General features: G+C 68.8%; 16 protein-coding genes. 8 read left to right on the forward strand and 8 right to left on the reverse strand.

The window, feature by feature from the left end:
* The first annotated feature begins 578 nt into the window (after positions 1-578).
* On the forward strand, positions 579-1,190 hold the full coding sequence (locus tag QOZ89_RS32835) for a hypothetical protein (RefSeq protein ID WP_131804054.1): 612 nt from the start codon (positions 579-581) through the stop codon (positions 1,188-1,190).
* Between the two features lie 92 nt (positions 1,191-1,282).
* A complete protein-coding gene (locus tag QOZ89_RS32840; protein WP_071049852.1) occupies positions 1,283-1,564 on the forward strand; it encodes an ABC transporter permease in 282 nt (93 codons plus the stop codon).
* A 328-nt stretch (positions 1,565-1,892) separates the two neighbouring features.
* On the opposite strand, the gene QOZ89_RS32845 is transcribed toward QOZ89_RS32840, so the two are convergent.
* The gene (locus QOZ89_RS32845; protein WP_071049851.1) at positions 1,893-2,411 is read right to left on the reverse strand and encodes a hypothetical protein; all 519 of its coding nucleotides are present in this window, start codon (positions 2,409-2,411) and stop codon (positions 1,893-1,895) included.
* Between QOZ89_RS32845 and QOZ89_RS32850 the strand changes: the two genes are divergently transcribed.
* Complete coding sequence (locus QOZ89_RS32850; RefSeq protein ID WP_157910533.1) at positions 2,337-2,885, forward strand: CHAT domain-containing protein; 549 nt, start codon at positions 2,337-2,339, stop codon at positions 2,883-2,885. The genes QOZ89_RS32845 and QOZ89_RS32850 overlap by 75 nt on opposite strands.
* Before the next feature lie 72 nt (positions 2,886-2,957).
* Here QOZ89_RS32850 and QOZ89_RS32855 read toward each other — a convergent pair whose 3' ends face one another.
* Positions 2,958-3,224 (reverse strand): hypothetical protein, encoded by a 267-nt coding sequence (locus tag QOZ89_RS32855; RefSeq protein WP_071049849.1) that lies wholly within the window; start codon positions 3,222-3,224, stop codon positions 2,958-2,960.
* Between the two features lie 53 nt (positions 3,225-3,277).
* Between QOZ89_RS32855 and QOZ89_RS32860 the strand changes: the two genes are divergently transcribed.
* Together QOZ89_RS32860 and QOZ89_RS32865 are read left to right on the forward strand one after the other, a co-directional pair.
* A complete protein-coding gene (locus QOZ89_RS32860; protein WP_071049848.1) occupies positions 3,278-3,628 on the forward strand; it encodes an ArsR/SmtB family transcription factor in 351 nt (116 codons plus the stop codon).
* Positions 3,628-3,906 (forward strand): hypothetical protein, encoded by a 279-nt coding sequence (locus QOZ89_RS32865; RefSeq protein WP_071049847.1) that lies wholly within the window; start codon positions 3,628-3,630, stop codon positions 3,904-3,906. Before QOZ89_RS32860 ends, QOZ89_RS32865 begins: the two co-directional genes overlap by 1 nt.
* A gap of 320 nt (positions 3,907-4,226) precedes the next feature.
* On the opposite strand, the gene QOZ89_RS32870 is transcribed toward QOZ89_RS32865, so the two are convergent.
* The 5 genes from QOZ89_RS32870 to QOZ89_RS32890 all read right to left on the reverse strand — a co-directional run bounded on the left by QOZ89_RS32870 (position 4,227) and on the right by QOZ89_RS32890 (position 11,965).
* The gene (locus tag QOZ89_RS32870) at positions 4,227-7,730 is read right to left on the reverse strand and encodes an FHA domain-containing protein (protein ID WP_312627589.1); all 3,504 of its coding nucleotides are present in this window, start codon (positions 7,728-7,730) and stop codon (positions 4,227-4,229) included.
* Positions 7,731-7,913: 183 nt separating this feature from the next.
* On the reverse strand, positions 7,914-8,102 hold the full coding sequence (locus QOZ89_RS32875; RefSeq protein ID WP_071049845.1) for a hypothetical protein: 189 nt from the start codon (positions 8,100-8,102) through the stop codon (positions 7,914-7,916).
* Positions 8,103-8,334: 232 nt separating this feature from the next.
* Positions 8,335-8,490: a hypothetical protein gene (locus tag QOZ89_RS32880; RefSeq protein ID WP_157910531.1), complete on the reverse strand. Its 156-nt coding sequence runs from the start codon at positions 8,488-8,490 to the stop codon at positions 8,335-8,337.
* A gap of 231 nt (positions 8,491-8,721) precedes the next feature.
* The gene (locus tag QOZ89_RS32885) at positions 8,722-10,125 is read right to left on the reverse strand and encodes a hypothetical protein (RefSeq protein ID WP_071049844.1); all 1,404 of its coding nucleotides are present in this window, start codon (positions 10,123-10,125) and stop codon (positions 8,722-8,724) included.
* Positions 10,126-10,405: 280 nt separating this feature from the next.
* Positions 10,406-11,965 carry a toll/interleukin-1 receptor domain-containing protein gene (locus QOZ89_RS32890; protein WP_312627593.1) on the reverse strand — a complete coding sequence of 520 codons (1,560 nt, stop codon included), beginning with the start codon at positions 11,963-11,965 and terminating at the stop codon, positions 10,406-10,408.
* A gap of 894 nt (positions 11,966-12,859) precedes the next feature.
* Here QOZ89_RS32890 and fxsA point away from each other — a divergent pair.
* The 3 genes from fxsA to QOZ89_RS32905 are packed head-to-tail and all read left to right on the forward strand — an operon-like array spanning position 12,860 to position 16,175.
* Complete coding sequence (fxsA, locus tag QOZ89_RS32895) at positions 12,860-13,057, forward strand: FxSxx-COOH cyclophane-containing RiPP peptide (protein ID WP_071049750.1); 198 nt, start codon at positions 12,860-12,862, stop codon at positions 13,055-13,057.
* A 38-nt stretch (positions 13,058-13,095) separates the two neighbouring features.
* Entirely contained in the window at positions 13,096-14,337 is a 1,242-nt protein-coding gene (locus QOZ89_RS32900; RefSeq protein ID WP_274536550.1) for an FxsB family cyclophane-forming radical SAM/SPASM peptide maturase, read from the forward strand.
* Complete coding sequence (locus tag QOZ89_RS32905) at positions 14,334-16,175, forward strand: HEXXH motif domain-containing protein (protein WP_071049749.1); 1,842 nt, start codon at positions 14,334-14,336, stop codon at positions 16,173-16,175. Before QOZ89_RS32900 ends, QOZ89_RS32905 begins: the two co-directional genes overlap by 4 nt.
* Positions 16,176-16,191: 16 nt before the next feature.
* On the opposite strand, the gene fxsT is transcribed toward QOZ89_RS32905, so the two are convergent.
* Entirely contained in the window at positions 16,192-18,726 is a 2,535-nt protein-coding gene (gene fxsT / locus QOZ89_RS32910) for an FxSxx-COOH system tetratricopeptide repeat protein (protein WP_071049795.1), read from the reverse strand.
* Positions 18,727-18,976 lie beyond the last annotated feature (250 nt).

Genomic DNA, 18,976 nt, shown 5'->3' on the forward strand with positions numbered 1-18,976 from the left:
CCTGGCGACCGACACAGCCACGAACAGTCCCAGACCCGTCACTACGGATCGCGATCATCCCGACGTGGTCCGAACAAGGGATCAAGCAACTGTCTCACCGCACGGACGTGCGGAAGACAGGTCTAGAGGGCCAAAGGGTGTGCGAAAATGATCTTCCTTCGCACGCCCGGCGGCCGTTGTCCCCAGGATCACTAGAGGGCCAAAGGGCGTGCGAAAATGATCTTCCTTCGCACGCCCGGCGGCCGTTGTCCCCAGGATCACTAGAGGGCCAAAGGGTGTGCGAAAATGATCTTCCTTCGCACGCGCGGCGGCCGTTGTCCCCAGGATCACTGACGGAGTCCCGATTTTCGGTGAACCCCCGAGTAAGCCTGGCGGCGGGAGGGATGGCCGCAGGCAAAGAACGGCCGCGGCCCGCGGCGCCTCAATGATGGCGTTTCAGGCGAGGTCACCGGGGAAGGAGGACTCTGGCGTTTTCAGGGGACTGACGTCAACCCAGTCCGCCCAGCGGCCTTCGACTCGGCGTCCTCATCTACGTTTGGTGTGGGCGCCTGTGGCCCGAGAGACCAAGGGAGTTGATCATGCCTGTCTCCGTGGAATACCGCCAGGAAGTACTGAAGAAGGTGCGCGAAACGCACGGGTCCACAGCGAAGCCCCGAGAAGAGGCGGTCGATCTCGATCGGGAGCTGGCAAGCCTCTACTCGACACTTGGTCTGGCGTGGCTGGCTCAGAGTCAGTACGACAGCGGAAGTCCGTTCCGTGGCTACCTCTACAACGTCGGTTTCGACACCTACGTCACCAATGATGGAGTATGGCTGTACTCGAGCTCCGCCACCACGGACGGTGCCCTGCTGTGGACTTTGCAGAAAAACGGCCAGAATCTATATCTCAGCACTTTCGTGGACGGCACGCAGATGTACTTCAACTGGCGGAACTCCACGGGAGCATGCAAGCTCTACCCCACCTACGATCCAATCACTGTCAACAGGTGGATAAGCGACAATATATTTATGATGCTCAATCCGAGCGTCAATGAGCAGATAGGGACATGGTCGCCCTCCGACAACGAGCTGTACAACAGAGCCAACGTCGTGAACACGGACTTCAGGTTCTCCTACATCCCCCAGGAGTCACTCTCGGCCGACGACCGGCTGATCTATGACACCTACCTCAAGGAGAATTCGAGCGGATGACGCCGCCTGCATTGCGCTCCGAAGGCCCGCCATAAGCTGTACCGTGCCAGAAATCAGTTTCGTGCCCGAGGTGGCCCCGAGCGCGCGGCGAGGTGGGGCTTCGCCGCGCGCTCGGGGCCACCCGCGGCGACATCCGCAACCAGTTCCTGACCGAGGCGCTGCTGCTGTCCACGCTCGGGGGGATCGCGGGACTCGTCCTCGGCGTCGGCGTCACCACCTGCTACGCGACCCTCCAGAGTTGGCCCACCGTCGTCCCGCCCTGGACGATGCTCCTCGCCCTCGGGGCCACCCTCGCCATCGGCGGTGTCGCCGGCCTGTACCCCGCCACGCGCGCCTCCCACCTCCAGCCCACCGAAGCCCTCACCGCGCCCTGACCCAGCCGCTCGTCTGGAGATCCCCTGAAACACGAGGTCGAGGGCACGAGAGGAAGGTGACGATGCCAGAACGTACTGGGAAGTCACATGACGTCTCACCATCGGTTGAGGTCGCGCGGGTCGATCGTCCGCCCGCCGCGGAAGCTTGCGGGCCTTGACCATGGTCACTCCGGCATGATCGTCAATCCGTTTCTCGCCGACGACAGCCCGGGCTGGAGGCCCTCGTCAACCGGGGATCACCGACAAGCGACAAGGCACCGTGACCTGCGATCCGTACCGTCACGTGGTTTGTCGGAACAGTCGCGCGTAGGCGAGGTTGTTTCGGAGGTCAGGCGGTGGCGGGGGACCGGCTTCCGAGGAGGCTGGTGAGCGCCCTGCCGGTTTCGCGGGAGAGCGGGCCGGTGTGGGTCAGGCCGAGACCGTGCGCGAGGGCGACCGTGTGGAGCCGGACAGTCGCCTCCAGGAGGAGCGCGTAGGTGTCGGTTGCCGCGCGTCCGCGGTGGTGCGCGGTGGCGACGACGGCGATCACGATGAGCAGACCGGGCCACCACACCGCCGCGACCACGACGTAGAGCAGGCCCCAGCCTGCCAGGGTGGTGGCGCGGTCGATCGTCTCACGTGCGTTGGTGATCTCGAGGCGGGCGGCGTCGGGCACGGTGAGCCACAGGTATGGCCAGATGGTGGCGAGGTCAAGGTCGAGCTCGTGATCCAGCCTGGTGGCGACGGCGTTCTCTTCGAACGGACCGGGTCCGGGGAACATCTCGACGCCGCCGTGGAAGCTCTCCGTCAGGCGGTTACGGCGACGCCCGCGTGCCATGGCGCCAGCGACCCCGTCGACCCGGCACACAGCCGCCTTCTCCTTAGCGACCACCAGACCGCGCCGTTGACCGTGGCTGGACTCGCCTCGGCCCGGGTGACCCGGGCCGACCTCGCCTACCTGTCCGCGTGCGCCACCGCCAGCATGAGCGTGGTCACCCTCGGCACGGTGGAGCTCGACGAACCGACGCGGAATGCCCTGCCCGACCTGGCCTCGACGATCGCCGCCCTCAACCGCAATGCCGCGCTCCTCGATGAGGCCATCCACCTCACGACGGCTTTCCAAGCGATCGGTTACCGGCATGTCGTCGGCACGCTGTGGGAGATCAACGACGTCATAGCTGTGAAGATCGCCGAGGAGTTCTACACCGCCCTGCGCACCGAAGCCGGCGCCTTGGACACAGACCGGTCCGCCGCGGCGTTGCACGGCGCTGCCCGGGCCTTGCGCGACCGATTGCCCCGCACGCCCTCGTTGTGGGCCGCCTATATCCACAGCGGAGCGTGAGCCAGTGGCAATACCTTGTCGCGCCCACGCCTGACGAGACCGTCGCGCGCCCGGAGGTGGCGCCTGCTCGCCTTACCTGTGGGCGGCCCGGTCGGAGTTGGAGTCGAGGCCGGCGACGAACTCCTCGACGACGGTCGTCTTTGTGCGCAGGGTCGCAAGCTTGTCCTCCGCCGGCGCGATCCAGGTCTGGAGCGCCTTGTGGAGCTCGTTGCGCCGGTCCTGGGGGAGTCCTTGATCGGACAGGTCGTCGCGGAGCGTGAGCAGTGATCGCAGCTCGTCCAGTGTGGCGCACCCGCGGGCCCACCCACTCCGCCATCTTTTGTCAGTGCCATCGGACACATGATGTGCTATCTTTTCACCTGTCACAGATCCCTTACAGGTGAAGGAGGGGTATGACGGAGGCCCGGCCGACCGGCGACGAGCTGGTCGAGATGCTGGCAGCCCTGGCCAACCCGCTGCGGCTGCGCATCGTCGCCACGCTGGCCACCGGCCGTGACTACGTGAGCCACCTGGCTCGGGTGATCGGCGTGAGCAGGCCGCTCATGCACATGCACCTGCAGCGCCTGGAGGCTGCCGGCCTGATCGTCGGCAGCCTGGAGCTCTCGGAAGACGGCAAAGCCATGAAGTACTACGAGGTCACCGATTTCGACCTGCGCCTGACCGCGCCCGCGCTGGCCCTTGCGGCACGCAGCCTGACCAGCCATGACCCGGACAAGGGTCACGCACCCAAGGAGATTTCCTGATGTACGTCGCCGATGACTTCAGCGCGGGTGAGGGGATTGCCGCCCTCGCGTTTTTTCTCGCCATCGCAGCCGTGACCATCGCGGTCCTCTGGTTCACCTTCGACTACCGCAAGACGAAGCTCCGGACCGCGCAGACGGAGGACCTGCGGCAGCTCGTCCAGCGGTTCGAGCAGCTCGCCGAGAACACGATGGACGCCCAGCAGCGGGTGGCCACCGACGTCGCCGAGCTCCGGGGCCGTACTGCCTCCATCGAGAAGATCCTGAGGTCCGTCGAATGAGCGGGGACGCCACCACAGGCACGAGTGCCGCGGCGGGCACCACATGAAAGCGTTCGTCTTCCGCGGGTACGGCTCGCCCGACGACCTGGAGCTGGCCGAGGTCGACAAGCCCGAGCCGGGCGACGGCGAGGTGCTGCTCCGGGTGCGGGCGGTCGCCGTCAACCCCTACGACTGGCACTCCCTGCGGGGCCAGCCGTACCTCGCCCGCCTGCTACCCGCGGTCCGACCGCCATTGAACTCGGCGGGCCCGCGTCCGGTCGAGCAGCGCGTGTCCATTGAGCCGACCGAGCACCCTTGTGGCCCGAGCTGGCGGAGTCGGGTCAGCGCCCGCGGGCGCGGGCAGAGCCGCGCTGGGCGCTCTGGGGGTCGAGGCGGCGCAGCAGCCGGGCGGCGACCACCGCGCAGAGGAGGCCGATGACGGCGACGACGCCGAGGTCGATGAGATAGGTCGCCGCCGTGTGTTTCCACAGCGGGTCGACCGGGACTCCGGGTGCGAACCGCTCGTCGCCAATCCGCTGGACCGTGATGAGGTCGATCACCGAGGCGGAGGCGCTGTACCCCCAGCGGGCGGGGAAGAGCCAGGAGATCTGTTCCAGGCCGGCCTTTCCCGCCAGCGGCATCATCGCGCCCATGAACACCAGTTGCGCCATCGAGACCACGACGAGCGGCGGCAGCGTCTTGTCCGCGTTGTCGACCAGCGCGGACACGACGAGGCCCATCATCGCGGAGGCGATCGCGGTGGCCGCCACCGCGATCGTGAGCTCCAGCAGCGGCATACCGGTGAGGACGCCGTCACCCGAGATCTTCATGCCCGTCAGGCCGACCATGGTGAGCACGACGCTCTGCACCGTCGTGATCATCCCGAGCACCGCGACCTTGGACCCAAGGTAGGCCGCCGTGGACAAGCCGATGCCGCGTTCTCGGCGGTAGATCTCGCGTTCCTTGACGAGCTCCCGGATCGAGTTGGACATCCCCATGAAACAGGCCATAAGGATGAGGATCAGCAGGATCGACGACGCAGCGGTGTTCGCCTCCTCCGGGTTGGTCGACGCGGCCAGGCCGTAGTTCGACGGCAGCGTCCGCGGTATCAGGCCAAGCACGATCGGATACGCGACCAGCAGCCGCAGATAGGCCGGATCCGAGGCGATGACCCGCAGATATCGACGGCTCAGCGTCAGCGCCTGGGAAAGCACCGACTGCTGGCGGATGTTCTCCAACGGTGCCGGCCGCGGCTTGGGCACGCTCGCCGAGCCCCGGATGAAGTGCTTCGAGTTCCGGTACCGGTGGGCGAGCCTGACCGCGCTCTTCGGGTTCTTGAGCAGTTGGAAGGCGTCCGACCAGCTGCCGCGGCGGAAGAACTCGAGCGCGTGCGCCGGGGGACCGAAGTAGGCGACGTGACCGCCCCTGGCGAGCACCAGCAGATAGTCGCAAAGGTCGAGGTTCGCGACGCTGTGGGTGACGACGACCACCGTCCGGCCACCGTCGGCGAGACGGCGCAGCGACTCCATGACCTCCTTGTCGAGGCCGGGGTCAAGGCCCGACGTGGGCTCGTCGAGGTAAAGCAAGGTCGGCTGGGTGAGCAGCTCCAGCGCGACGCTGGTCCGCTTGCGCTGGCCACCGGAGAGCTTCGAGACCTTCAGCCCAGGTAGGTCGACGCCCCCGGGCACCTCGTCGTCGAGGTCGTCGAGGTCGTCGAGGCCGTCCGCCGGATCGTCGAGGTCGTCGAGGTCCTCGTCGCCGGGGCCGCCAGCGCCGGCTGGACGGCGGCGGCGACGGGCGGCGTCATCGGGATCCCGGCTGGATCGCTCCGCCCGCGCCTCGCCCGTCCGGTTGGTGAGGCCGAGTTCGAGGAGGACCTCGTCAACGCGCCTGGCGCGTTCCTCCTTGGTGGTCTCGGCCGGGAAGCGCAGCTGGGCGCCGTACTCGAGGGCCTGTCGGACGGTGAGGGCGGTGTGCAGGATGTCGTCCTGCGGGACGTAGCCGATCCTGCGGCGCAGCTCGTCGTACTCGGCGTAGAGGTCGCGGCCGGAGTAGCGGACGGTTCCGACGTCGGCCGGGCGGAAGCCGGTCAGGGCGCCCAGCAGCGTCGACTTGCCGGCGCCGCTCGGACCGATCACACCCAGCAGGGCACGCCCGGGCAGGCGGAAGGTGACGTCGTGCAGCAGCCGGGTCTCGCCGACGTCGACGCACAGCCCGTCCACCTGGAAGGTCACGTCACCGTGATCGAGGTACTCGACCAGCCGTGTGGGCACCGCGTTCTTCTCCGCCGAGGCGGCGCCAGTGTGGAAGACGTGGTGCCCGATCGAGAAGAAGTCCCCGGTCCGCAGGCGTGCCCGGTCGATCCGGCGGCCGTTGACGAACGTGCCGTTCGCCGAGCCCAGGTCGATGATCTCGACACCCTCGGCGTCGACGAACAGCGCCGCGTGCTCCCGCGAAGTCAGCAGGTCCCCGACGACGACGTCGCTCGACAGCGCCCGTCCGATCACCGTCCGGCCCGGCCGCAGCGTGTGGATGCGGCCGAGCCCCGCGGCGGTATCCGGCGCGCCGCCCTCGGCCGGGGGCATCCGGGGCCCCGATCCAGAACGTGCCTTCTTGGGCAACAGCGTTGGGCGCTCGTGATGGCGCTTGACCTCGGAAGGGACGACCGCGCCCGGCGCGGATGACGCTCCAGCCGGCCTGTCCGCGCGATGCGCGGAGTCGCCCATGGCCGGGCTGTCCCCGTGCCGCCGCGCCGGCGCCGCGGCCCGGTCGTCCGGGCGTCGGGTAGATGGCGTCGGGTTCCGGCCGGCGACGGCGGACGCCCCGGCAGCCGGGTCGGCGGCGTGCGGCGCCCTGCCTGTCAGGTCCGGCCGATCTATGACGAGGGTCCCCAGTGGGTCCAAGGAGTCCGGAGCGGACGGCCAGGGCAGGTACTGATCGTGTCGATCGTGCTGATCCCGCGGCCCGGTGGGGGGCGCCGCGGGTGGTGGCGGTTCCCAGGATCCAGCTGGGACCGAGATCGCCGGTGGGTCCCAGGAACTGACCGGGACGGACGGCGCCGGGTCCGGCGAGACCTGTTCGGCCGGGAAACCAGTGGGGGGAGGGAGTGCCTCGGTGTCCCAGGAAGCGGTGTCCCGGGAAGCGGCGTGGGTGGACGTCGCCCGCGGGTTCCCAGATGACCCGGGGTTAGGCGCGGGCTGGGCGGCGTCCCACGGGCTGGAGGGCGGCACGGCCGTCCGGGCGTCCCAGGGGTCGACAGGGAGCGGCGCGGCCGGCGGCTCCCAGGAACTGGTGGGGGGCGAGTACGCCTGCGGGTCCCAGCGCCCGATCGGGATCGACGAGACCGGTGGCTCCCAGGTTCCAACAGGCGTCGACGCGGCGGGCTGGTTCCAAGGCCCGGCGGAGTCCCAGTGCTCCGCCTGCCGCCCCCAGGGGCCGGCCTGCGGCTGCTCCAACAAGTCGTCGGGCTGGGACCGCTGTTCGGCGGGCTCGTCGACCGCGGTGACGGACACCGCCAGTGCCGACGAATGCGGGCCGGCCGGACCGGCCGTCGGATGCGGCACCAGGGTGAGCATCGGGCCGTCCGGCGCGCCGAGCCGCAGGTGCGACTCCTCGTGGATCAGGACCCGTCCGACCCGCCAGCCGTTCTGCCAGGTGCCGAAGGTGCTGACGTCGACCGCGGTCCAGCCCTCGGGGGTCGGCTCGATGAGCAGATGGCGCCGGGAGACCCGGTCGTCCGCCAGCAGGGGGTCACCGCCAGTTGTCCGCCCGATGACGCACGACTGGCCCGCCGGAACGACAGCCACAACCTCGTGCCCACTGCGGACGGTCAGCCCGGCTGACATCGTTACCCCCGCTTCCATGACCCCCCTGTGTGATGGCTTTCACAGACGTGAGAGCACGCGTATTGCGCGGAGGCTGTCCGCGGAGAAACTGTCTATCTGCCGACAATCGGCCGTCATTGTGAACCGCCGAGTAATCGTGACGCGTACGCCCGTGACCGGCGTGCTCATACGTGCCCGCTGGCCTCAGCCGCTGTGAGCCTGACGGACCGCGTGGAGCGGCACCTGTTCCAAGAACAGCCTTTTCAGCAGGATGACGCCCGAGTTGGGCTGGTCCTCGGTGGTGAGCACCGGCAGAGCATAACCCGGCATATAAGCGACCTGAAGCGACGGTTGGACGGTGCCGACGGAGGTCAGCAGGGTCGGGCAGATCATGTGGCTTCCCGTGGCACCACGGATGCCCGCTGCGGGAGGCCGACCTTGTAGCCATCGGCCCGGTCGCCGTCGAGGGATTCCTCAGGGTTATGGAGACGCTGCTGCCCGTCAACGGGGCCGACCCGGTGACTCGGGTTCGCGATTTCGGTGAGGTCCATGGTGCTCGCCTTTGGCTGGTGGGCCGCGGGTGGCCGGGTCCCAGGTCAGGCCTTGGCCAGGCTGAGCAGGCGCTTCAACTGAAGCCGGTGCCGGGATCGGCGGCCTTCGCGAGGATCCCGAGGTCGCGTAGCCGGGTGAGGGCGTCGGCGATCAGTGCTTTCCAGGCCGTGAACGTTCCGAAGAGCGCCGCGCGGGACGGCTCGTCGGCGTCGGACAGCTCGATGGACATCGACCCCAGGGCGCAGCCGTATGAACCATCCTGCAGAGAGTTGGCCTGGTGGGGGGGGGGGGGGGGGCCCCCCCCCCCCCCCCCCCCCGGCGCCCCCCCCCCCCCGGGGGGGGGGCCGCGGCCGGGCGGCGGGGCGGCCGGCCCCCCGCCCGACCAGGCTGCGCACGTCGCGCAGGCGTCGAGGTCGGTCGAGGCGTGGGACGGCGGAGAGACCGTCCCTTTCCCGCGGGGTCAGGCGAGCGGCATGACCCGCACGATCCGGATGGAGGTGGTGGAGGTGCCGGCGGCGGGGAAGGCGACGCTGCCGTCGGTGTAGTCCTTGGCCTCGACGTAGGTGTGGTCCGGCGCGGCGATCGTGAACTGGCCGCCCACGGCTTTGCCGGTGGTGGAGTCGTACACCTGGGCGGCGATCGAGGTTCCGGACTTCCAGGTCAGGAGCATCTTGGCCGGGCCGTAGGCGGCCAGGTGTGAGTGTTGGGTCTTGTCGGCGGTCAGGACCGTCTGGTCGGACGCGCCGGTGGAGAAGTGCTCCAGCTTCGTCTGGTTGCCGTTGCTCCAGGCCGTCCAGTAGCCCTGGGTACCGGCCAGCACGATGTTGCCGCCGAACAGGGTCCCGTCACAGACTCCGGCCGCGACGGTCTGGCCGGTGGCAGGGCGGGCGATGCGGCACTTGTTGTCCGTGGCGCAGACCATCGCGAAGTGGCCGGTCCGGGCGTCCCAGACGATGTGGGAGTCCCAGGCGTGGCTGCAGCCCCAGGCGAAACTGTCGTGCCCGGAGACCGGGGAGCCGGTGGTGGCGTTGACCACCTGCATCCGGTCACCTTCGTGGATGTCGACGCAGCTGCCGTTGGCCACGGTGATCGCGGCCTCGAAGTAGGCGGCGTAGTTGGTGCCGTCGTATGCCAGGGTGCCGTGGTGGTTGTACCACCACACGAAAAGAGCCCCGGGATCGTAGCCGCCGAGGCTGCCGCTCAGGTTGGTGACCTGCTGCTCCCACACCTGCCGGCCGGAGTTGTCGAAGCGGACCATCCACATGGTCTTGGTCGGGCTGGAGGTTCCGCCGCACAGCTTCCCGCTGCCCTGCGGGCCGGGACGGGTCAGCAGGACCACCACACCCTGCGCATCGGCCTTGATGTCCTGCAGGTCGACCCCGTCCACGGACGTGGGAGTACCGACCAACTGGTCACCGCAGTCGAGCCTGCCCAGGTGGACCTTGGAGTCGGTGCCCAGCCAGGCCAGCCACGACCCCCCGCCCGGTGCCGCGGCGATCGCGGTCGGCAACGGGTCGGTGTCGCCCTGCGGCGCGAAGCTGACCACCTGGGACCCCAGGCTGACCTCGGTGATCCTCGCCGTCGGCGAGGCGCCCGCCGTCCGACCGCAGTCACTGGACGCCGGTCCGGACGGGGTCGCGGTGGGCGGGGGTGTCGTGGTCGCCGCCGGGGTGGCGGACGGCGACGACGGTGTGGTGGTCGGTGGGACCGACGGAGAGGTGGTCGGCCGGACCGATGGCGAGGCGGTCGGGGTGCCCGCTGTGCCGCCTCCGCCGCCCGGGAATCCGGCGGGTACACAGCCGGCGATCGCGGCGACGGCGACCACCGCCAGAGCCGCGGTCCGCGCTGTTCGTCTCAGGGTCATGTATGGCTCCGTCGAATTGGGTCCCCTCCCCATAGGGAAGTCGTTCCGCGACCGCGAATGGTTGCCGATCCGCGGAGATTGTCCAGTTTGGTGGCGTCCATGAACTGGGTGATCGACTTTGCCGAGGCGCTGGCGCGGCTCCATGCCGCCACCGGAGCCGAGGACGCAGGCGTCCTGTCCGCCGGGTCCGGCCCGACCCACGACGTTGACTTCGTTCCTCGGCGACATACCCAGCCTGCTGGGAGCCCGGAGGTGAGATCCCCTCGGGCGACGCGACCGTTCAGGGTTCGTAGCCGATTGTCCAGAGACGCGTGGTCTTGTCGGCGGAGCTGGTGGCGAGGAGGGTTCCGTCAGGGGAGAACACGACTGGCCCGACGGCGCCGGTGTGGCCGGTGAGGGTTGTTCGGAGGGTGCCGCTCGTGGTGTCCCAGACTCGCGCGGTCTTGTCCCAGGAGCTGGTGGCGAGGAGGGTTCCGCCAGGGGAGAACACGACCGCGTGTACCCAGTCGGTGTGGCCGGTGAGGGTCGTTCGGAGGGTGCCGCTGGTGGTGTCCCAGACTCGCGCGGTCCGGTCGCGGGAGCTGGTGGCGAGCAGGGTCCCGTCGGGGGAGAAGGCGACGGCGTGTACCCAGTCGGTGTGGCCGGTGAGGGTCGTTCGGAGGGTGCCGCTGGTGGTGTCCCAGACTCGCGCGGTCCGGTCGCGGGAGCTGGTGGCGAGCAGGGTCCCGTCAGGGGAGAACACGACTGACCCGACGGCGCCGGAGTGGCCGGTAAGGATTGTTCGGAGGGTGCCGCTGGTGGTGTCCCAGACTCGCGCGGTCTTGTCCCAGGAGCTGGTGGCGAGCAGGGTTCCGTCAGGGGAGAACGCGACTGGCCCGACGGCGCCGGTGTGGCCGGTGAGGGTCGTTCGGAGGGTGCCGCTGGTGGCGCCCCATATCCGAACGGTCCTGTCGGCGGAGCTGGTGGCGAGCAGGGTCCCGTCAGGGGAGAACGCGACTGACCCGACGGCACCGGTGTGGCCGATGAGGAACGCGCGCGGAGTGCCGCTCTTGGGGTCCCATATCCGAACGGTCCTGTCGGCGGAGCTGGTGGCGAGCAGGGTCCCGTCGGGGGAGAAGGCGACGGCGTGTACCCAGTCGGTGTGGCCGGTGAGGGTCGCGTGGAGGGTGCCGCTGGTGGTGTCCCAGACTCGCGCGGTCTTGTCCCAGGAGCTGGTGGCGAGCAGGGTTCCGTCCGGGGAGAACGCCACGGTCTGCGCGCTGTCGGCGCGGCCGGTGAAAGTGTACCGGTGGGCAACAGTGAAGTGCCGCTCGATGGGTTGAGGTAGTGGGAAGGGGGGTTCGGCGCTCGGCGGTGCCGCCCCATCAGGTACCGGGAACGGCGGCGCGACGGGCGGCTTCGCGCGGTTCGCCACTGCGTGACCGACGCGCTCGAGGAGATGGCTGCGGGCGGCTTCTGGTGGCCGACCGAACAGGTCGATCCAGACGACGGTGCGCAGCAGGCCGGGCAGGTCGCAGTCCTCGATCCTTATGGGGAGCAGCTTGCGGGCGAAACCCTCGGGATCGGCCGCGCGCGCTGCACGCCATTCTTCCCCGCCGTACACCGACCGCAGATAGGCGGCGGACACCAGAGCGATGGTCCGCCGTGCATGGGCGATTCCTTGCTGAATGCGGAACATCCAGTCCGATCCAGGCACGAAGTCCCATGCCTGGATCAGCACTCGGTAGCCGGCGTCCTCCAGCTGCCAGGCGACCCACTCCGCCCACTCCGCGTCCGCGGCGGTGTAGGAGACGAAGAAGTCCCATTCATCCGGCTCGTCATCGATCCTCGTACCCGACACGTCACTGATCCTCAACCGCAGGAAGGGTTGGCCCGCACGCGGCCGTTGTCATAAGCGAAATATGACAGACGTGGGCAGCCTCGGGCTCGCCGCGCGCTACGCCCATCGTGACGCCGACGCCGACGCCTCGACCCGCCCGCCTCGAACGCGCGGTGCCACCGGTTCGCCGACATCACCGAGGCCCGGAGGACCAGGGCCACGTCCGGTCAGGACGCCCCCGCGGCGAACTTCTGGGCGGCCCGCAACCGCACCCGCTCCCGGCGAGCCCGCCCATGCGCGGTCAGACCGCCCCCATCCGGATACCTCACACACTCGGCGTCACCGCCACCAGCCCAGCGGACGCCCCCACCACCAGGCCATTGACCCAGACCTCAAGGATCTTCAGTCGATTCCGCGATCACCGGCTGCCTCGTCGAGACCGCCAGCTCTCCGTGCCCGCTGCCCACGCTCCGCTACCTTGAACGCTCGACAACATGGCCCACGACGTGCGCGACGTCGGTTTCCACGAGAACGTCCTCTCCTTTGGACCGCCGACCTCCGGTCACCTTGCGGGCCTATGCGCCGCTGTGATCAACACGGATACGCCGAGGCCGGCTACCCGATCGTCGTGAAGGCGGCCGCGTCCACACTGCCCAACGGCCGTGCTCGATCTCCATGGCGTCCCCTGGCAAAACCGCCAGGCCACGATCACGCGGGAGCCCCGGCTCGACCCGCGCACCGCGCACCGCGCACCGCGGTAATGGTTGCGCGGTTGCCAGCGAGATCAGACACTCGTAATTCCTACCAGGTAGTGTGTCGATCGGAGCGTTCGTCATGACGAGCCCAGCCCGTGTCTGCGGGCCTGCGTCGTCAGGCCGGCCGGCCACCGCCGCAGGCAACAGAAGGAGATCGCGGGTGAACGAGTCTCCGCCGGAGATCGTGACGGATCTCGTCGACCTGACAAAGGTCGACTTCGAGCGTCTGAGCTCGACAATTTCCGAGCAGGCCGGGGAGTCGGCCCCGGATTCGGCGCTCGCGCATTCCCTGCGACGGATACTCCAGGAGGCCCGGGATCCAGCCAGCGCGATTGCTGGTTTCAAGTCGTCCATCTGAAGGGCGGCTGGAAGAGAGAAAGGGTGCATCTCGTGGCCGTGCCGCTCACGGGACCCGGGACACCATCAGCAGGCGCGGCCGGATGGTCTCCAGGGGGGCCCACGGCCAGTGCGCCGCGGGAAATTGAACGGCGATCAGAACCTTTTCAGCAGTTCATTCTGAAGGTCGTGAGCCGCTGTAATCTTTCCTGCGACTACTGCTATGTCTACGAGATGGCGGACCAAAGCTGGCGGCAACGGCCAACCGTGATGGCCCTCGACGTTCTCGCGGTGGCGGCCCACCGGATCGGCGAACATGCCAATACTCACGGGCTACGCGCGGTGCGGGTAATCCTGCACGGCGGTGAGCCGATGCTGGCCGGGCCTGAGTGGCTTGGTGAGGCGCTGACTATTCTGCGGGCGGCCGTTCCCCGGCGGGTGTCCGTGAACGTCACCGTGCAGACCAATGGCCTGCTGCTGGACGACGAGATCCTGGCCGTGCTGCACCGGCATCGTGTCCGGGTGGGGATCAGCCTGGACGGCCCCGCCGCCGCGCACGACCGACACCGGACATACGCCAGCGGCAGAGGCAGCCATGCCCAGGTCATGGCCGCGCTCGCGCTGCTCGGCAACGAGCGTCACCGGGGGCTGTTTGCCGGCCTGCTGTGCGTCGTCGACCCCGCGAACGACCCGCTCGCTGTGTACGAGGAACTGCTGCGCCACGCACCGCCCGCGGTCGACTTCATGCTCCCGCACGGCACGTGGAGCGCGCCTCCTCCCGGCCGGACGCCCGGCGACCCCGGCACCCCGTACGCGGACTGGCTGATCCCGGTGTTCGACCGCTGGTACGAAGCCCCGCGGCGACCCACCGATGTCCGGCTTTTCTCCGAGATCATTCATGTGCTGCTCGGCGGACGGAGTGGCACCGAGGACATCGGCCTTACTCCCTCCAGCGTCCTCGTCATCGAGACGGACGGTGCGCTGGAGCAGGTCGACGCCCTCAAGGCAGCCTACCCAGGGGCCCCCGCGACGGGCCTGACCGTAGCCGACGGCCCTTTCGACCTCGCCCTCGGTCACCCGGCCGTCGTTGCCCGACAGCAGGGTGTGGCCGGGCTGTCGGCCGAGTGCCGCCGGTGCGAGATCCGGGACGTGTGCGGCGGTGGCTATTACCCACACCGCTACCGCGCGGGCTCGGGCTTCGCCAACCCTTCTGTCTACTGCCCGGACCTGCTGGCGCTGATCCGTCATATCCGTCGTCGCGTCCACGCTGACCTGGCCCGGCTTTCAAGGCAGGTCGAGTGAACGAGACGCACCGCCTGTTCAGGGCGGACTTCGACGCCCTGGCCGCCGGAGGCGGCGGGCCCTCGACATTGGCCGCCCTCTGGAAGATGCAGCTGAGTAGACGGATCTTGCTCGTGCACACGGTCGCCGAGGTAGCACAGGAGCACGCGCCGGAGGTCTTCGTCGCGGGCCGGTTCGCGGAAGCCCTCGCCGTGTTGGCGGAGACCCGCCGCGCTGTCCCGGACGCCGTCGCCGATGTGCTTCTGAATCCCCAGATCGGTGGGTGGATCATGCGCTGCCTGCGCACGATGCTGGATCCCGCCGGCGAACGATCCTCGGCGGAATCCGATCTCGGGCATTTCGGCGCTGTGGTGGCGGCGGCGGCCTGGCGGGCGGGCCTTCCCTTCGAGACGACGATCCGGGTGAGCCACGGATCGGTGATGATCCCGACCGTCGGCCTCATCAGGACCGAGATGCTGGACGGGTGGGGACGGGCACATGCCGACGGCTCGGGAGAGACACTCAGGATCTCGGTGGGCGACGAGACGGTTGCATCAGACGAAATGGGTCCGGTGGCCGGGTCACGGTGGCTGCCTCTGCGGCAGCTCCGTTGCGTTGTAGACGGACGGTCGTTGGAGATTGCGCTTGATGACGTCGACCCCTTCCGTGGGTTCGCCGGGCTCCGAAACGCGGACCGCCTGACGTCCACCGAGGCCGCGGTGTGGAAGGCGCGGCTGGACGAGGCATGGGAACTGCTTGTTCGGTACCTGCCGGACCATGCCGAGGCGATCGCCGCGGGAGTCCGTTGCCTGGTGCCGCTCGATCCTGGCCCAGAGAAGCGGAAGCTGAGTGCCACCTCAACCGACGCGCCCGGCGCCGTCGGCATGATCCCGCCCACGGACGGGCTCGACTTGGCCGTCACCCTGGTCCATGAGCTGCAGCACACGAAACTCGCTGTCCTGCAGGACGCGGTCCGGCTCTGCGGGTCGGACGACGAGCTTCACTACGCGCCGTGGCGCTATGACCCGCGCCCGCTCACAGGAATGTTCCAGGGGGTGTACGCCTACCTGGGTCTGACCGAATTCTGGGGTGTCTACCGCCAGGCGGCCGAAGGGCCGGGCGCACAGCTGGCGCACTTCGAGTTCGCGCGCTGGCGTGAGGCCGTCCGGCGGGTGATTCGATGGCTGCATGAATCCAGCCTCCTGACGGCGCTGGGCCGAGACTTCCTGGTCGGGATGCGGACGAGCATCGAACGGTGGTGTGCCGAGGCGGTGCCGGCGCTGCCGCTCGCGCTGGCGCGCGTTGCCAGTGCCGAGCACTGGACGAGCTGGCGGCTGCGCAACATTCACCCGGACCAGACGTGGATCGCGGCGGCGGCGGACGCGTGGTTGGCAGGCCAGCCTGGCCCCGACGGGCGAACAGCTCCGGCGACAGTCCGTCGCGGCCGCCGCGGTAAAGCCACGGAGCCGCACCTCGAGCTCGCCTATCTTCGACTTCGGGAGCCGGACCGCTTCGACGCCCTGCGCCGCGACCTCGGGAAGCGGGATGCTCTAGCCGCGGCCCTCCCTGGTGCAACCGTGGCCGACGTGCTTCTGGTGGCGGGTGACCATGTCGCGGCCACCCGCGCCTACCAGCGAGAAATTACCCGTACGCCAGAGCGGATCGAGGCCTGGACCGGGCTTGCGATCGCGCACCGCGGTCTGCGTACGGCAGGCCAACCGCTCCTCGTCGCTCGACCCGAGACAGTTCGCGCGCTGCACCTGTACATCGGCGAGCGCACCGGGACCGGTCCTGACCCGGAAGCGCTGGCGGGTTGGCTCGGTGAAAGCAGTGCGCAGACTCTCGACGAGCACGGCTAGGTCGGGCGACACGGGATCAGAGCGCGACGGGCTCGAAGTCGAAGTCCAGCCGCCGGCCCTCAACCGCGGCGACGACGTCAGGATGGGTCTCGTAAAGGACCTTGCCGTAGCGGTCAATCGTGTCGGCCGCCAGCTCGTCGGCCTCCTCTACCCGACCGACGTGGCGGAGGTCGAGCGCATAGTTGGTGGCGCAGACCAGAGTGTGCGGGTGGTTGGGCCCGAGCAGAGACTGGAAGCGGCGCAACGTGTCCGCGCCCGTCTGCAGCCCGAACTCCACGTCCCCGCTCTCCGAGATGGCGGTGGCGAGGTTGGTGACGCAGGTCAGCGTGTAGTGGTGGTCCGGACCCAGACGGTCGGTCAGGCCGGCGAGTGATCCCTCGAGTATCCGCCGGGCCTCGGCCGGGTCACCCATCTGCCGCCGCACGAGCGCGAGGTTGAGCACGCTGCCATAGGTGTATGGGTGGGTGCTACCCAGCGCCTGCTCGAAGCGGCCGACAGTCCGGTCGAAGCGATCGAACGCCTCGTCGGTCCGGTTGACGGCTCGCAGGGCGTTGCCCAGATTGAGTCCGGCGAAGAGTCGGTCGGGGTGATTCTGCGGGTGGCCCGCCGTGTATTTGTCGTAGGTGTCTTCGGCCAGCGCCAGCGCCGCGGGGAAGTCGCCGGCCTTGCGCCGGTTGACCGACAGGATTCTGGCCGCCCGCAGGGCGTCGCGATGCAGCTCGCGGATCGTGCCTCGGGCGATCAGCTCTCGGTAGAGGCCATAGGCCCGTTCGGCGGTGTCCCGGCCTTCCAGGTACCGACCGGCCTGCCGCTGGTCTCGGGCCAGAGTCGCCAGCGCCCATACGACATGAAGGTTGTCGTCGCCCCCGAAGAAGATCCTGCAGGAGTTGTAGTTGCGCTCGCTCAGTTCGAGCGCGAGCGTGTACTCGCTGGTAAGACCATAGTCGACCGCGAGGTTGTTAAGAGCGTAGAACGTGTTGAGGTGGTCGGCGAAAACCTCTCGGTGCAGCGCGACCGCTTCCTCGTCCAGTTCCTTGGCCGCCGCGAACTCACCCCGGGCACGAAGATCCGCGCCGTGTCCGCCGAGAACCGTCAGCGTGTCCTCGTGAGAGGGCCCCAGGGTGGCACGCATCTGCTCCAGGGTCGAGCGGCGCAGCTCGTACGCATCGTCGTACCGACCGGTCGTCCACAGCAGGTTGCACTTGTGTCCCGCCATGACCAGCACGTAACGGTTATCGGCTCCGGAGTCGGCGGACCAGCGCTCGATGGCACGGTCCGCCTCGACCAGGCCGATCTCGAAGTCTCCGGACGCGTACAGGTAGCGGATGACGTTGGTGAACAGCTCCCTGGAACCGGAATCCTGGCACTCGACCAGGGCGGAGCTGGTGACGTGCCCATACAACTCCGCATAGTCCGGCCAGAGCTTGGGGTCGTTCGGATTGCGCGGGTCCGCGACAGCGAGGATCAGATGGACGTCATGGCGGATCTTCTCCGCTTCTGCCGTGCCCAGCTCCTCCCGGACGAGTCGCTGGATAAGCCGGTGGACCTGGAGGGTGTTGGCGTTGTTGTCGATGCGCGCGAGGGCGTAGCGGCCGAGCTCGCGGGTCGCCCGGGCGAGCAGGATCCCGTCTGAAAGGAAGCCGCGCATCGGTTCTTCCAGGGCGAACCGGCCGTTGCTGAAAAAGTCCCGACGGATCGGCTCCGGCCCGAAGAACGCACACCGGCGAAGCAGCTCCAAAGCCTGCGGATTGTGTTCGCCGACGGTTGCTTTGGACACGCTCCATGCAGTGGCCACTGTCTGCGGATAGTCCGCCGGCAGATTTTCCGCCAACAGTTGGCTGGCCTTGTCCGCGAAGAGCGCGAGGTACTCGTCGACGGTCATGCCGCTCTCGTCCTGCAGAGCGCCGGCCTGCTCCAGGGCGAGCGGCAGGTCGCCCAGCTCCTCGGCGAGCCGGTCGGCGCTCTGCGGGCCGATACCCGGCACACGGCGCTCGAGGAACTCAAGGCTCTCCTCGCGGGTGAAGACGTCGACCTCGATCGTCTCGACCACGCTCTGCCAGCGGCGGTTGCGCGATGTGATGAGCAGGTGCCCGGTACCCTGCGGCTGCAGGTTCTTGAGATCCTCTGGCTGGTCGGCGTTATCGAAGATCAGCAGCCAGCGCGGGTGCGGCTCTCCCTTGCGCAGCGCGTCGAGCACGGCGGTGACCGCGTCCTCGGTCCGGTCCAGCGGAACGGTCAGGCCGAGACGGGGAGCGAGAGCGGCGAGGCCGGCCCGGATGAGACCGGGCTGGTCGGCCGACACCCACCAGACGACCTCGTACTGGCTGGCGTAGCGGTAGGCGTACTCCATTGCGAGCTGCGTCTTGCCAACGCCGCCGAGGCCATACACGGCCTGCGGGAGGACCGCGGTGGTCTTTGTCAGGAGACGCTCGCGCAGGTCAGTGAGCAGGTGCGTCCGACCGGTGAAGTTCTTGTTCCGCTGCGGGACGTTGCCCCATACCGTAGGCACCCGCTCTGTCCTGCCGGAGCCGACCGCCGGATCGATGCTCACCGCCACTTCCCTCCGCCCCGCTGCGCATACGACATTCGGATTGTATCCCGCTTCCCACTCTTCACCGGCCACCCGGCTCCCCGGGGCTGGCCGCCGCACCGGAGAGCTCGGTGCAGGTAACCGGACCATCTAACCGCGCCGGGTGCTCGGGTTCGGCGTTGCCTCCGATACGGCGCGCCACGGCGTCCAGGAATCCGCCCCCGTGGTTGGAACCGGGTGCCGCTGTGCTTGCTTCTTGTCATAATCGCCT

Origin of the sequence: Pseudofrankia coriaricola, from assembly GCF_032027725.1 — a bacterium.
Lineage (GTDB): Bacteria > Actinomycetota > Actinomycetes > Frankiales > Frankiaceae > Pseudofrankia.

Bases quoted from the DNA above. Each gene is read 5' to 3' on its own strand.
- QOZ89_RS32880 (WP_157910531.1), bottom strand. From the start codon at position 8,490: ATGTCCATCGAGCTGTCCGACGCCGACGAGCCGTCCCGCGCGGCGCTC.
- QOZ89_RS32870 (WP_312627589.1), bottom strand. From the start codon at position 7,730: ATGTCAGCCGGGCTGACCGTCCGCAGTGGGCACGAGGTTGTGGCTGTC.
- QOZ89_RS32835 (WP_131804054.1), top strand. From the start codon at position 579: ATGCCTGTCTCCGTGGAATACCGCCAGGAAGTACTGAAGAAGGTGCGC.
- QOZ89_RS32860 (WP_071049848.1), top strand. From the start codon at position 3,278: ATGACGGAGGCCCGGCCGACCGGCGACGAGCTGGTCGAGATGCTGGCA.
- QOZ89_RS32875 (WP_071049845.1), bottom strand. From the start codon at position 8,102: ATGATCTGCCCGACCCTGCTGACCTCCGTCGGCACCGTCCAACCGTCG.
- QOZ89_RS32865 (WP_071049847.1), top strand. From the start codon at position 3,628: ATGTACGTCGCCGATGACTTCAGCGCGGGTGAGGGGATTGCCGCCCTC.
- QOZ89_RS32885 (WP_071049844.1), bottom strand. From the start codon at position 10,125: ATGACCCTGAGACGAACAGCGCGGACCGCGGCTCTGGCGGTGGTCGCC.